Annotated in this window: 6 protein-coding genes and 4 pseudogenes; 3 read left to right on the top strand and 7 right to left on the bottom strand. The window is 57.2% G+C overall.

Annotated features, from left to right (window positions below; translation table 11 throughout):
• Positions 1-30: 30 nt before the first annotated feature.
• From PQQ86_RS25940 to PQQ86_RS25925, 4 genes and pseudogenes are all read right to left on the bottom strand, one after another.
• Positions 31-102: pseudogene (locus tag PQQ86_RS25940) on the bottom strand (IS66 family transposase); the annotation flags it as partial.
• Between the two features lie 50 nt (positions 103-152).
• Positions 153-341, bottom strand: a pseudogene (locus PQQ86_RS25935) (transposase); the annotation flags it as partial.
• A gap of 510 nt (positions 342-851) precedes the next feature.
• The gene (locus PQQ86_RS25930; RefSeq protein WP_408273364.1) at positions 852-1,799 is read right to left on the bottom strand and encodes a hypothetical protein; all 948 of its coding nucleotides are present in this window, start codon (positions 1,797-1,799) and stop codon (positions 852-854) included.
• A 41-nt stretch (positions 1,800-1,840) separates the two neighbouring features.
• Positions 1,841-7,774: an RHS repeat-associated core domain-containing protein gene (locus tag PQQ86_RS25925; RefSeq protein WP_408273361.1), complete on the bottom strand. Its 5,934-nt coding sequence runs from the start codon at positions 7,772-7,774 to the stop codon at positions 1,841-1,843.
• Between the two features lie 918 nt (positions 7,775-8,692).
• Here PQQ86_RS25925 and istA point away from each other — a divergent pair.
• On the top strand, positions 8,693-10,186 hold the full coding sequence (gene istA / locus PQQ86_RS25920) for an IS21 family transposase (protein WP_459252433.1): 1,494 nt from the start codon (positions 8,693-8,695) through the stop codon (positions 10,184-10,186).
• Positions 10,183-10,560: pseudogene (locus PQQ86_RS25915) on the top strand (ATP-binding protein); the annotation flags it as partial. The gene istA and the pseudogene PQQ86_RS25915, both read left to right, overlap by 4 nt.
• Before the next feature lie 28 nt (positions 10,561-10,588).
• Here the strand turns inward: PQQ86_RS25915 and tnpC are convergent.
• The 3 genes from tnpC to tnpA all read right to left on the bottom strand — a co-directional run bounded on the left by tnpC (position 10,589) and on the right by tnpA (position 13,076).
• The gene (gene tnpC, locus PQQ86_RS25910; RefSeq protein ID WP_408273354.1) at positions 10,589-12,166 is read right to left on the bottom strand and encodes an IS66 family transposase; all 1,578 of its coding nucleotides are present in this window, start codon (positions 12,164-12,166) and stop codon (positions 10,589-10,591) included.
• Positions 12,167-12,255: 89 nt separating this feature from the next.
• Positions 12,256-12,609 carry an IS66 family insertion sequence element accessory protein TnpB gene (gene tnpB, locus PQQ86_RS25905; protein WP_116121444.1) on the bottom strand — a complete coding sequence of 118 codons (354 nt, stop codon included), beginning with the start codon at positions 12,607-12,609 and terminating at the stop codon, positions 12,256-12,258.
• Entirely contained in the window at positions 12,609-13,076 is a 468-nt protein-coding gene (tnpA, locus tag PQQ86_RS25900) for an IS66-like element accessory protein TnpA (RefSeq protein ID WP_408273352.1), read from the bottom strand. The genes tnpB and tnpA overlap by 1 nt, the downstream gene beginning before the upstream one ends.
• A 25-nt stretch (positions 13,077-13,101) precedes the next feature.
• Between tnpA and PQQ86_RS25895 the strand changes: the two are divergent.
• Positions 13,102-13,614, top strand: a pseudogene (locus PQQ86_RS25895) (ATP-binding protein); the annotation flags it as partial.
• Positions 13,615-14,629: the final 1,015 nt, after the last annotated feature.

Here is a 14,629-nt window from a genome sequence, read left to right as displayed (position 1 = left end):
AACAACTGGGTTCATGCCGCTAGCGGCATGAACCCAGTTGTTGTCTATGGGCACGTGTCCGTCGTCGAGATAGCGCGTAAGCGCCTCCCAGCGTTTGAGGCTGCCGGCGCCACTGCCGACTGCACAGTCACATCGTCACGCGAGACGAGAAAGCGCTCGTTCCCTTCGGCCTGTTCTACCCAACGTCGGAGCAGATTTGCGTTCAGCTTGTGGTGCAACGCGATGGCCGCGAGCGATACCCCAGGCCCCTGGCAGGCTGCCACCACCTGGACTTTGAACTCGACGCTATAGCGCCGGCGTCGGCGACGGCCAACTGCCGCTTCTTCTTCGATAGTTTTCACGTGTCCACCTATTTAAGTGGATACGATGCTCCCAAGACCTTCCATGCAACTCAAGATGGGATCGCTAGGCGCTTACGGATGACCGGGCGCTTACCGCGGAGGTGCGGCAGTGACGCGACAATCGATGCCTCCCGCCCGAGACCGCCTCCCGCCGCGCCTCCAAGCCAACCAAAGCTTCCGGCGACTACAGGTATGTGTACAGGTGTGAAAAATATACAGGTCGTCGATGGTGCGGTTAATCGCGTGTGGGACTTGGCCGAAGTGGAAGCGTGGATCGAGGCACTCAAACCGGCCCCTCGCAGCAGGTATCTCGAAGCCGGATGTCCCTGCGAAGAACCCGCCTTGCTCGAACGGGTTCGTCTGAGGAGTGAACCCGGCCACTGTTCTATTCGGGCTCTTGACGCTCAATGAGTACTCGGTAACTATGAGTAGCTGCTATTCATCAATCGTGGGCTCGAGCCGGATGTCGCAACATAGCGGCTCACCACGATCGGTGCAGAGATTGGACGATTAAGCTTTGTAGATGATCGTTACGTTGCCTCGAAGCGAGTCATTTAGCGTCGGCATATCGGCGGATAGAACGTCCCACGTGCCGCGTTCGGACTCGGTTGCTATCTTCCTGATTTTGGGCAGCGGAACAATGACGCGCACAATCGCAACGGCATCGAGTTGCGACGCAATCAGGCACGCGTAGCCATCGCTACTCTGCTCAATATCGCTATAGAGCGTAAAAGTGTCGCGCGTCGCCCATGGCAGGGCACGGAATCCGCAGCATTCGATGACCGACAGTTCCTGGGAAGTAACTGAAAGGAAATATCGCATGCCGGACGGAAACACGTCATCGCGCACACACCTTTCAATCCACCAGTTGTTTGCTTCGGTGGAATATCCCATGAGGTCGCCGAGCATCCTTTCGAATGTCTCGCTCCACCCCCCGACCTTTCCTGCTTCCTTATGCAGAAAATCGTAAGCATCGACCCGCCAGGCGTCGGATGGGGGAGTGTAGTAAACAGCGCCCAGCCGTCCTCCGCCCTCCGGTACAGTGTTGTCCCTCTTGTACAGCAGCCCCTTTTCGACATACGTTTCGAGACAGGAAAGCCGGAATTCATCGAGAGGACTTAGGTTTGGATGAACGTCAATCCAACCCAGTCTTTTTCGCCCGCTCAATAAAAGCGGCAGTTCGTAGCCGGTATGGACGAGATACGGTGCCTTTGATGGCTCTCTTTTTTCTGTCCTAACTATGAGAAATGATGTTTCGGGGTTCACTCCGTCACGAACAAGGTCCTCCCAAATCTCGAGATCGCTAGGAGTTGCGTTCACTCGCCCGAACCGCCGGAAGCGTGCCGAGGCATCGCTCGAATCGCGAAAAATCTGCCCCGCCATATTCAGCGGGTACAAGAACGAAGCGACGGGGAAACATAGGTCCTCGTCTATCGGTTCAACGACAATGACTTCCATCCGACGCAATCTCCGATGCTTCGATCAAGAATCCTGGCGACTCATTCGCCTGATCCGTAGTAAGTGAAGGGGCGCAATATTTCCGCTTGTTCAGCAGCAGGAAGGTCTTCGGCGCCTGTTTTATACAAAGCGCATTTTTGGCACAAAATGCCGCTGCTGAATTGATAATACCCGCTCGTCCCATAATCGCCACCGCTTTGACACCGTCCTCCGCTGCACTGCAAGTCTCCCGGATGGTTGTTCGCACCAGTGACGAAGCTGTCCCCAGTAAAGACACTTGCGAGACCTGTTGGATCGACCGCATTTATCGGATTGTTGCCAACGTAGGCGTACAAATTTTCGTCATCCCGATAGCCGACAGGATCAGTTTGAAGGAACCTGCCGAGCGCCGACGAGTAAAATCGCGCTTTGTAATAGTACAGCCCGGGCGTCGAAAGGAACTGTTGTCCTGTGAATCGAAAACGCACGCCGGTCGTAGCGTTTGGCTCGCCGAATGGGCCGTAAGTAAAGACCGCCGTTCGTGCGCCCGACGCATTCGCAGTTGCAACCACACTTCCCAATTGGTCGGTGTAAAGCCAGCTTTTGCTCGTGGTGCCGCTGCCTTCGTACCAGACCAGGGGATTGTCAACGGCTGGTCCCTGCACATACCGTCTAAGGACAGTATTGCCCGTCGAGTCATACTCAGCGACCAATTTTCCGCCGTCGTTGAGCAAGTTGGTCGTCGTGCTGTTGAACAATCCGACCGTGTCGACAGTCTGCCGCATGCGACCATCGGCATCGTACGAAAAACTGATGTTCGGGATGCCAAGAAGTCCTGTTGATGCCGACTTCAGACGATTGTCGACGTCGTAGCTATATGACCATCCAGCGTAACCCGACATGTTGCCGCTGCTGTCGTAGGAAGGAGTGTTTCCCTGTGCGCTCGTGTAGCGGTTGAGGCCATCCGCTACATAGCTTTGTGTGCCAACTGAGGCGCCGCTCCACTGATAGGCGGCGTTACTCGAAGTGACACTGTTCACATCGAGCAGCTGATTCCGGGCATAAGTGTATTGGACCTGATCGCCAGTCGCTGTAAGTGCGTTCGTCAACGTCGCCAGCCCGCTCTGGTTGTCGTATGTGCGCTGAACCGATGTGCCATTGCCCAGCGTAATTGTCGTGATCCGGCTGAGATCATCGTAGGCGTAGCTGGCCAGGCTGGTGCTGCCGTTCTCCTTGATTACGCCCGTGCGGTTTAGTGCATCATAGCTGGTGGTGGTGTAGAACCCGTCGGGCCATGTCATCTGAATCCGGTTGCCAGCGCCATCGTACTGGAAAGCCAGGTTCTTGCCGCCAGATGACGTGCCGATCAATCGACCGGGGTTGTCCCACGTATATGTGACGGCGTAACTGCCATTCGCATACTGCGCGGAGGTCCGGAGGCCACGGAGATCATAAGAAAACTGAACGTTGTCGCTGCTGCTCGGGTAGGTCCTTGCTGTTAATCGATTGAGCGCGTCCCAGGTCTGGGTGATCGTGCTCCCGCTGCGCCGGCGTATGGATGTGATGTTTCCTTTAGCGTCATAACCATTTTCTTCATAGTCGTTGGTGTTCGCCGAACCAGGCGTGCCCGGCAGGGGGTAGTAAGTGCGCGTGCGGCGATCAAAGCCGTCGTAGGCATAGGCGGTCAGATTATTCTTCGCGTCCGCACTGGAGTTCAGATTTCCATTTGCCGTGTAAGTGAACTGAACGTAGGTTTGCTCCTGCGCTGTCCCGACAGCCTTTTTCACTGCCGCAATGCTGTCATCGTTGTTATAAATGGTCGTGCTAACGCGATTGCCACCATCAGACGTCGCAAGATATTGCGTTGTCTGGTACGCGCGATCCAGATCGTCGTATGCGGTGTCGGTGATCGGTACCGGAGCAGCTTCTGCCGGACAGCTTGTTGCTGATGCCGTCAGGGAAGGACCCCAAGCCCGGACTGGTTTGCCAGTCTCACTGTAGCGCGTGCAACTGGTCAGCCATTGCGACGCCGTTTGTCGGGCGACGGCAATCGGTCGGCCATCGGCGTCGTAAGTGGTCTGCGTTTGTTTCCCGAGCGCATCCGTCACCGCGGTCGGGCGACGCTCACTGTCAAAGCTCGTCGTGACCGTATCGATCACGTCGGTGCGCGGGCCGTCTACCACGGTCAGATCCCCAGTTCCGTCGTAGGTATAGGTGGTCGTAAGATTGAGCGTTCCCGTGCCGGCGTCTACCGTCGTGGTAGCGGGCACCTCATTGTGCGCCCAGTCATAGGTCTTCGTCGTTGCGGTGAGGTTTGATGCGCTTGTCTTTACAGTCGTCTTCGCAAGAAGGTACATCGTGGGAAAGCCGGTCGGCGTCCACGAATAGTAATCATAGGCCGTCCACGGTGCCACCCCGCCAGCATCGACCGGCGATGTCACTGTCGCAATGTCACCCCATGGCGCATAGGTGTATGTGGTGACATTGCCGCGCGCATCAGTTGCCGTTGCGACTTTGTTGTAGGCGCTCTCGTAAGTGAAGCTCTGTACGAGCGGCGACACACCGGAACCTGAGGGTGCAAACTGGCTGGTCGACTTGACGTTCTGGGTGCAACGCTTCTCGGCGCTCGCGCAGGTGGCATCGTCGTAGGTATACGACGTCCCATTGCCCTGCGGCAACGTCTTCGTTACAAGCCGGCCTTGCCCGTCGTAGCTGAAGATCGTCGTGTTGAACAGTGGCGTTGTGTCCTCAAGAACGTTTCCCAGAGCATCGAAATACGTAACCCGTGCCACGCTGCCCGGTCCCACCTCCATTGATCGCGAGCCCGCGAAGAAGTAGTAGTAAGTCTTTCCTCTCGCGTTGGACTGGATCGCCACCCGATTCATATAGTCATAGGTGTTTGTAACCGCGGCAATTGAAGGAAAACTCGGAAGGAACATCTGGGTCAGTTGACCCGGCAGGCCGTACGCATAGGTCGTGCTGGCGTTAAGCGTGTTTGTAAAGCTCGACAGATTGGCGCTTGTATCGTAGCCGTACTTGACTACTCGGGTACCGTCACTGACTTGGGTTATTAGCCCGTTTGTGTAGGTGAACGTCAGTGTCCGTCCGAAGCTGTTCGAAACACCGATCAGTGTGGATCCGGAATAGGCGTACTTCACCTGAACGCCGCTTGTATCGGTGTACGTGTCCGGTTGGCCTGCGGAATTGAACTTGAGCGTTGCATGATGAACGGAGTCGAGGGAATACGTACCGTCGGCGTTCAGCACTAGCTTCTCAGAGCGGCCTGGAGGCGGGTTGTAGGTCCCATCTGGCAGTTTAACGAAGGCCTCGCCATTAAGTCCCTGCGTCACGATGACAGTGTTATTGATGAGCTGGTCGCCAAACCAGCGCTGCCCAAGCGTTGCCGTCACCATTTTTTCGATGGGCGTCGAGCTATCGAGCACAAGGTCGAGTGACGCCTTCATTTCAACCAGAGTGCCCACCGCGTCAAGCGCTGAGTCTTCCCCCATTCCCTGATAGCCATCGGAGTTCACCAACGCTGTTGTATTGAAATTATGTGTCCAGCCTTTCCCTAACGGACCACTCTGGTTCTTTCGGCCTGAACTGTACAGGCGCTGAAAATTCAGGCTCTGCGGGAAGGCGCCAGTGCCTACAACGACGTCGTTGTGGTCATAGTTGAAGTTTCCAGAAGCTCTGTCGATGGGGTCGTTGTAGGTAAAAGCAGACGCGTTGGTCAGGGAGCCATTGCTTGGTTGGGAAATTAGCGCCAACGCTTCATAGAAGGTGAGGGCTTGAGGCTGGCTGCCAAAGCCACCGCCGAGTCCGCCGTTTATCATCGAGCCCACAGTCGATGAACCAATGACAAAATACCCAGCGCCCGTCCATTGGTTTTCAGTGAGGTCGCAGTGCTGCGGCAGAATGAGCCGGTTTCCCGCTCCAAGATAAGCGGCAAAAGTTGAAGCATACGCGCCGCAATTAACCAGATTCGGCTGAACGGCGGTCGAGTAGTTAGAAGAGTTTGCGTTATAGATGGGCTGACCGGCTGCGGCCGCAATGTCGACAAGATTGACGGTCGACGTCGCCGGCACACTGCTTGTTTGCTGTACAGCTGTTGATTCGAGCGAACTGAAATGCATCGCCACGTTAAACAGCGCCGCCTGTTCCTTGGTCGGGTTAGCATCGAGCGTCGCGATTGAGATCGCGCTCCCTTGAAGGTCAACGTACGAGCTGGACGCATACCCAGCGATACCTATGTGGTGCTGATGCAGAATTGTCGTATTAGAAAGAAGCTGCTCCGTCAGATACACGGCCTGGGCACCCTGTCCCAGCCATTGGGCTGCTAGCAACTCGAGGGCAGACCCTGTGACGGGTTCCGTTCCACTGGTCGCACCACTCGCGCGCAGATCGCCTAGCGTTTTCTGATACGAATCGGCGAGGCCGCGAGACGTTGGGCCCCAACCATTAGCGACAACGTAGGTGTTGCCGGGTCCTGCTTTGAGCGTCTGGTTGTAGGTCTGATTGGCAAAGGGCAGTGCGTACGCATTGTGTGTGACGGTGAAAGTGATCGGCGTCGACGTGCCCGGAGTCGCCGCTGTGCCAGGCACTCCGACCATGGACCCGTCCAGTTGGAGGACGGGTTGGTTTGAGCCGTTGTAAGTGATGGTCAAACGATGACCGTAAATCGCGTCCGACGTAAAGGTCTGGTCGATGCCTTGATACTGAACCCGAAGTGTCGGTTTCAGCGAGTTCGGAATATCCGCCAGATCCTGGAGTGGAAAGGCTGTGTCCTGGAGAGGCGGCGATGTATAGTGCGGAATCGCACCGTACACCTGATCGAGAGATTTTCCACCGACAACGTCATCCAGCGTAGCCGCGGGGAGGTTTGAGCGCAAATAGCCGGCCAGGTTACTTGCATAGGTAGTCAGGTTGTTCCGGATGTTGGTCCGGTTAATGTTTTGAACGTAGTTGCCAGTAATCGTTGCTCCGCTCTCCGCCGAGCTAAGATACGTGGCTGCGCTGTATCCAGTGATGCTGGCGTTGCCCAGATCGATGCCTGTTTTGAAAGTGTGGGTTTTGAAACTCGGGTCGAAATAGTAGGTAGTACCATTCAGGACGGTTTTTACCCAGACATGGCCAATCGAGACATCAACGAGAGCCCCTACGTTACCAGGGCAGCTTCCGCCAACAGTCGAATGAACCGTGTAGATGGGGATCTGCCCTTTGCCGAGCAAAGCGACGACGCCACAAGCGTTTGACGTGTCAACGCCGTACCATGCATTAAGCTGGGCGGCGGTAACCTTGATCACGCCTGTAGTGAACGACGCGGTATAGCCGGAAGCGCGAAGCAGATCAACCATCAGCATCGCCTGATCGTACGCGGTGCCCTGATTGTCAAGAATTGCGCCGACCGAACCTTTCTGGGCTCCGAAAATCGGATAAAACTCGACGTTATTCCGAACCCACTGAAAGATCACATCTGGATCGAAGTCGAGCGCCCGCGCGAGGACCGCAATCGACGGCGGCCCCTCGGGGTTTGTATCTCCCGCAATCCGGTTTGCCCGAAGTTGCTTTGTCACATTCGCTTTGCCAATTCCCTGATTGATATTCAGCGGTAGCTGCGCCGACGCGTGCAGTTTGTCCCAGGCTTCGCCTGAGACTGGCGGAAAATTGGCGAAAACGGTACCGGGCGCCGGGGATTTCCCACCGGCTGCCGCTTGCGGGAAGTTACTCATAACAGCAGGCTGGCCACTAACGAATGTGACTGCCTTGCGGGCTACTGTATTCGATGGCGGAACGCCGATATAAGGGCTACCTTGAGATTTTGATGGAATCGGTGTTCCGAGGTATGAGGCTGCGCGGGTGCCTGCAAGCGATACGAGTGCCTTAGTATTCAAAGGATCGGGACTGGCAAATCCTGATGACGCCGCGAAACCGAAAATCCCCAAAATGAATATCTTTATATACTTATTTACACGCAAACGCGCAGGGCTGGACATCGAGTCCTCCATGAGAAGCGCATTAGTATTGAGTACCCGCCCTGCTCGGCATCATCACGATGCGTGCAGTTGACTAGGGTGATGTAGTCGACACTGACGAACGGTTGCCTGCAGCGTCGTAGGAATAGGAGATAGTGGTAGTGCCGGAGCCGTTGTCGTAGATCGCTTGGGCAAGCCGCCCGAGAGAATCGTATGTATATCGGACAGAGACGGCCTCTGCTGAAGTACTTACAAGCAGCAATGCGAGGATAGCTGCGCCAGTAGCGACCCGGGACGCAACGCGTATCCCGAATCGATCCAGCCCGGCGTTCTGATAATCCATACTGCCCCCGAGAGTCTTTGGTATTGAATTTGCGGCGAACGTAAGAAACACATTTCTGCCGAACGCTGACTATCCGTTTAATTTCAGGCAAGCTATTTTTATATGAGGATTACAGCCTGCGCAAGAAATTTCGTAAGAAATTTATGCATCTCGCGATTTTCGGCCGAAAAATTTTTAAACAGGCGTTTGTCCTATGCATTCCGGATAAAACCAACTTCACCCATTTCTCTCATATCAAAGAAACGAGATAATCGATCCCGAATAATTCGTAAATCGTGCGTATTGATCGTCTTCGTAATTCGAAAGTCGGGGTCACGGTAAGACGGAGTGTCGTGCCGCCCGCACGGGCCATGTTCCGCGTCGGCTTCAAAGTGCCGACGCTTGCCGATGCCGTCGGTTAGCCTAAAACTGTTCCCGCTTCTTGCAGAAATGCGTCTCTTGGACGGCGACAATCATGTTGGCTGGTGTAGCGGCGAAGGTTTTGGCCGGTGGTGAGGAGTCGAAGGCGGCGTAGCCGCCGAAGACGACGCATCACCGGCGGCGCCGAGTCGGCCGGGTTCTACGATGTCTGATCGAATAAGAAAGCGATCAGCTACATGTCTGGAACCCGCATTACCGACCAACAGGTTCGCCTCTACATGTCCAAACGCAAACATCACTCGCAGGAGATCGCCGCCGCCAAGGCCGGCATCAGCGTACGCAGCGCCCGCCGCATCGAACGGGACGCCACAATGCCTTCCCAGAAGCCTCGCGGCTACTGGCGCTCACGCCCCGACCCATTCGCCGACGTATGGGACACTGAGGTCGTCCCGATGCTCGCAAACGCGCCACAGCTTCAGGCGATCACGATCCTGCGCAAACTGCAGGACGATCATGCCGGACAGTATCCCGACAGCACACGCCGCACACTCGAACGACGCGTGCGGCAATGGAGGGCCACGTCTGGTCCGCCGAAGGAAGTCTTCTTCCCACAGTTGCATGAGCCCGGCGCTCGCGGTCTGTCCGACTTTACCGACATGGCCGAACTGCGCGTAACGATCGCCGATGTTCAGTTCGATCACCGCCTGTTCCACTTCGTGCTGGCGTTCTCACGCTGGGAATACGTCAATGTCGTCGAAGGAGGCGAGAGTTTCGAGGCCCTGTCGCTGGGATTGCAGAACGCCCTGTGGCAGGCCGGTGGCTGTCCGCGCGAACATCGTACCGACAGCCTGTCAGCGGCGTTCAGAAACCTCGCGGACGAAGACGACTTCACGGTGCGCTATGCGGCGTTGCTTGAGCACTACGGCATGCTCGGCACACGCAACAATCGTGGCCTGGGTCACGAGAATGGCAGCGTTGAGTCGTCGCACCGCTATCTGAAGGAAGCCGTCGATCAGGCGTTGATGTTACGCGGTCATCGGGACTTCGCCGATCGTGCGGCCTACGACGAGTTTCTGCGCGAGATCGTCATGCGTCGTAACCGGCGTAACGGGGCGGCGTTCCGCCTTGAGCGCGAGCAGCTCATGGATCTGCCAGTGAGGCGCACGACCGACTTCGTCGAGGAAGAAGCGCGCGTCACCCGCTGCAGCACATTCACCGTGCGCGGGATTCTGTACAGCGCGCCATCGCGCCTGATTGGTCACCGCCTCAAGGTTCGCGTTTATGGTAGCCGGCTTGACTGCTATCTGTCCGGCGCACTGGTGCATAGCACCCCGCGAAGCTCGCGTGCCGGCGACAACCGTCGTTCACTGGATTACCGACACTTCATTGATAGCCTCAAACGCAAGCCACAGGCCTTCAAGGGCCTTGCGTTTCGCGACGAACTGTTCCCGCGTGAGGCCTATCGCCGGACGTGGGAGCAGCTCGAACTACGACTGACGCAGCGCGAGGCGTGCAAGACGATGGTCGGATTGCTTGAACTCGCCGCTATGGATGGCGTCGAGGCTGTGCTGGCCGCGCGCCTGAACGCGTTGCTGGTTGACGGCAATCTGCCTGATCTGAAGGCGTTGCGCGAGGAATTTGCGCCGCGTCATGCCGCTTGCCCCGTCGTCAATGTCGAGATACCCCCTGCAAGCACCTATGATGATCTGCTGCACAAGGAGGTCGCATGAGCACGCCCGCTTACGATGCCGGCCGTCTGGCGCTGATGCTCAATGAACTGCGCCTGCCGACGATAGCCCGCCTGTGGCCCGAATTTGCGCAACGCTCCGACAAGGAAGGCTGGCAGGCTACGCGGCTGCTCGGCGCACTGCTCGAACACGAGCTAGCCGAACGAGCGAAACGACGCATTGAACGACACCGCGCCGAGTCGCATCTGGACCCGACCAAGACGCTTGCCACCTTCGACTTCAGCATGGTGCCGATGGTCTCGAAGGCGCACGTCATGGCGCTCGCGACCGGCGACTCATGGCTTGAGAAAGGCGCCACGGCACTTCTGTTCGGGCCGCCCGGGGCTGGAAAAAGTCATCTGGGTTCGGCCATCGGTAAGCGCTAAATTGAGCACACATCCGTGCTTAGGCGGCGTAGACGTCGGCGTGGGGCTGCACGAATCGGAATGGCAATAGATCGTTGACGTCGGCGTCCGGTGCACGTTGAGGCAGTTGCGTAAGAACGTGACGCAGGTACGCGTATGGCTCGACGTTGCACGCGCGGCACGTAAGCACGAGACTGTAGATGACGGCGCTGGCTTTCGCTCCCGCGACGGTGTCGCTGAAGAGCCAAACTTTCCTGCTTGTGGCAAACGGGCGGATGTCGCGTTCCGCGATGTTGTTGTCAACCGGGGCTAGTCCGTCGGCAACGTAACGGCTGAGATACTCCCACTGGTTAAGCGTGTAGCTGATGGCGCTGCCCAGCGAGCTTTCGGGCGGCACTTGCGGTGCCTGCTCGTCCAGCCAGGCTTTAAATGCGTCAAGCAGCGGAACGCTGTGCTGTCGTCGCAATCGCAATGTATACGTAGCACGGGTTTCGCCGCCCGGCGGTTTCTCTCGTGCGAGTGCTTCGACGCGATAGAGTCGCTGGAAGAATTCGAGAGCCTGCTGTGCCCGCTTGCCTGGTTTTTTCTGCGTCTTCAGGGCCTCTACGAATCCGCGTCTCGCATGAGCAAGGCAACCGAAGTGAGTCACGTCCTTGATTGTTCGCCACGCGCTGTAGCCGTCGGACATCACCATGCCTTTGTAGTCCGCGAGAAACGTCTGGGGATATTGCTTGCCACGTCCGGGTTGATAGTCGAACAACACCACCGGCTCGGCGCTATCCTGCCCGCTTCGATACAGCCACATATAAGACTGGCTTTGCGCGGTTTTGCCCGGCTCCTTCAGCACCTGAACGGTGGTCTCGTCGCCATGAATCAGTGGCTGCGACAGCAAGGTCTTGCGTAACGACTGATAGAGGCGGTCCAGATGCAATTGCGTTGGCTTGATGACCCAGTGTCCTAATGTACCTCGGCCCACCGGAATGTTCGCGCGCCCGAGCGCGTCCTCCATCCGGTATAGCGGCGTGCCGTCGACATACTTGCCCGTCATTACGGTGGCGATCATCGCGGGGCTGGCCTGACTGCCCGGTAATGGTTGCGCCGGCATCGGCGCGACCAGGATCGGCGTACGCTCGGCGAGACGCTCGCAATGACGGCATGCATATTTAAAGCGAACATGCTGCAAGACTGAGGCCTTCACCTCGATATGCAGTTGCTCGCTGATTTCCTCCCCCATACGATGCATCGCGTTGCTGCAACAGGGACAGTTCTTCTGTTCTTCGGGCAGGTCGTACTCGATGCGCTGGCGGGGAAGAGCCGCTGGCAGAGGCTTGCGACCTCGCTTGCGGCGAGCAGGCTCTGACGCTTCCGGCAAACCCGTGTCAGGCAAGTCGAGTTCGCCCACGTCATCCTCCGGATCTTCGGCTGCGGCCTGCTCGGCTTCGTTGAAGATACGATCCCGAAGCTTCTCGCTGCTCGGTGCGAAGCGCTTGTGTTGCGCAAGCCGGAACTGTTCCTCGAGATGGCGAACTCGCTCACCCAACTGGCGGTTGCGGGCCTCGAGCTCACGGATGTAAGCCTGCGCGGCTGGAGGCAATCGGGAGAATTCGCGTTCGTCCATGCTACCCACAGTAGCGAATCAGAACGCACAATGGGTTTACGGAAATTTGTAACGGCTGTCGACGACGTTGCCTGGCAATGCCCGCAGCATCAGCTTGTATGATGGTACTGTCGTGCGGGATGACGACGCATCGCATCGACGTCAATACCGTCAAGCAACCAGTGCAGCTGCTCGGTCGTCAGCTCGATCACGGCCTGCTTGCGGCGCGGCCACATGAAATGGTCCTTCTCGAGACGTTTTAACATTAGCCAGAAACCTGAGCGCTCATACAGCAACAGCTTGACGCGGTTGCGTTTGCGGTTATGAAACGCGAATACGGCGCGGGCGAAAGGATCGAGCTGCATCGACTGTTCGACCAACGCCGTGAGGCTATTGATGCCAGCCCTGAAGTCGACAGGCTCGCGGTGCAGGTAGACGCGGAGGTCGGAGTCAAGGCGGAACATCAATGCGCTCCCAGTGCGGCGATCAATGCCGTGACAAGTGTCGCATCGTGCCGTGAGCACTCAAGTTCGACTCTTACCCCGTTTGGCAGTTGCGCCGACAGGCGCGCCATGGGTCGCGACACTGTCGCCGATTGCCTGTGACTCGAAGGCACTGGCAGCGCTGACGACTTGGGATCGGAATCCGGATAGCTGTGTTCGACAGAAACCATAGGGATGAACGCCGTCGTTACCGGGTCCACCGTGTCTTCGGCTGCACGAGCAGACTTTGCCCTCTCATGCAGGCGAATCCACTTGTGCAGCTGGTTTGCGTTTACTTGAGCCTTGAGTGCGAGGCCGGCGATTGACGCACCCGGCAGCAAGCACGCCTCGATCAGTCGGCGCTTACCCTCAGGGTCGTACCTTCGCTTGCCGTTGGAGCATTCTCGAATGACTCGCAGTGGCAGAAAGTCAAACTCATCATCGCTCATGGTTTGCGTCCGCAATGTAGGTTGCGGACGCAATCGTCTCTCTCAAATGCCGACAATGATAGGTGCGCCTTTTTTAGCGCTTACGGCCATCGGACACGCGCTGATCGACGCCGGTTACCGGGTGATGTTCACGCGCACCAGCGAACTCGTCCAGAAGTTGCAGGCCGCGCGGCAGAGCCTGCAGTTGCCGTCCGCCCTTGCCAAACTCGATCGGTTCGACCTGATCATCCTGGACGACCTGTCGTACGCCCGGAAGGATCAGGCCGAAACGAGCGTGCTGTTCGAACTGATCGCCGAAAGGTACGAACGCCGTAGCCTTCTGATCACAGCCAACCAGCCGTTCTCGGGCTGGAACGATGTGTTCCCGGACCCCGGCATGACCGTCGCAGCGATTGACCGGCTCGTTCATCATTCGACGATCTTCGAGATGAATGTCGAAAGCTACCGCCGTCGCACCGCCAGCGACAAGCAGAACAGCCGGCGCCGACAATCATCCACCGACAACCACAGTGAAGGAGCGACAAACATGGCCGAATAACCACCGACAATCAACCCGGTCGACCGGCCAAGATGGTTGTCGGTAAACCGGCCGTGCTGCTTGACGCTATCCAGCGTCTCTAGCCTGTAGACGTGAAACGAGCGCCGCGTGATACCGCGGGCCCAGTCTCCTTTGCGCCGCAGGGAGTAGTCTCCAGCGGGAGCACTTTCGTCGGAATTCAAATCGGCCACGTCCGGGAGGCGTCGGCAAACTTACAAAATTGCCTCAAACGTCCGCCGAAAGAACAATTTTCTGCAATGCTTCTTGACGCAAACCTGTTCCCAATGCATCTACAAGCCCCGATTCGACTGGCCATGCGCAGGAACAAAATCACACAAACCAACGGCTAGCGTCGGTTTGCGGAAAACTGTTCTCGTATTCTGCAGAATTTTGTTCCCAATCTCTGTTACGCACCGCGCAGCGTTGTATGGGAATCTCTACACCGCATCGCCGCCCGTTGCGTTGATCGCGAGCCCTGCCCGACAGACGGTCGCGTTTAGGCACTGGGGTCAATCGCGTGCACCGTGCCGCGCGGGAACAATCTCTTGCAAAACGTCTTGCAGCAATTGCGTTCCCCACCGGCCGTTGAGACCTGTCAGACGGACAGATCGGCGGGAACAAACTGGTGCAAACTAACGACATCCACGTTGGTTTGCATAACCTTGTCCCCGTCGAGCATGATGCGACGGACCTTCTCGCGCAGGAACAATTTTGTGCAACGCCGTCTTGCATAAATCTGTTCCTGCCTGCCCGGCGGATCCCAGCCAGTCGTAGGCTGGCAGGAACAAAATTGTGCGAACCGACGAAAACCGTTGGTTTGCAAAAAACTGTTCCTGTCATTGGCTGAAAATTGTTCTTTGCATGTCGGCCAACGGCCAGTCCTACCCGCGGTTCGGCCATAATTGCGGCTTCGTCGGCCGGGGATACACTTTTATGCAACTGCATCTTGCATGAAAATGTTCCCGGCTGACTCACAGCGCCCGGCTGGCCGCTGGTGCGCGCGAACACTTTGCGC

Origin of the sequence: Paraburkholderia sediminicola, from assembly GCF_046026675.1 — a bacterium.
In the GTDB taxonomy this organism is placed as follows: Bacteria; Pseudomonadota; Gammaproteobacteria; order Burkholderiales; family Burkholderiaceae; genus Paraburkholderia; species Paraburkholderia sediminicola_F.
The sequence above is the reverse complement of the archived record's forward strand: the minus strand, read 5'-3'. Positions and strand labels throughout refer to the sequence as shown.

Excerpts from the sequence above, each read along its gene's own strand:
- PQQ86_RS25930 (WP_408273364.1), bottom strand. The coding sequence starts at position 1,799 with ATGGAAGTCATTGTCGTTGAACCGATAGACGAGGACCTATGTTTCCCC.
- PQQ86_RS25925 (WP_408273361.1), bottom strand. The coding sequence starts at position 7,774 with ATGTCCAGCCCTGCGCGTTTGCGTGTAAATAAGTATATAAAGATATTC.
- istA (WP_459252433.1), top strand. The coding sequence starts at position 8,693 with ATGTCTGGAACCCGCATTACCGACCAACAGGTTCGCCTCTACATGTCC.
- tnpC (WP_408273354.1), bottom strand. The coding sequence starts at position 12,166 with ATGGACGAACGCGAATTCTCCCGATTGCCTCCAGCCGCGCAGGCTTAC.
- tnpB (WP_116121444.1), bottom strand. The coding sequence starts at position 12,609 with ATGTTCCGCCTTGACTCCGACCTCCGCGTCTACCTGCACCGCGAGCCT.
- tnpA (WP_408273352.1), bottom strand. The coding sequence starts at position 13,076 with ATGAGCGATGATGAGTTTGACTTTCTGCCACTGCGAGTCATTCGAGAA.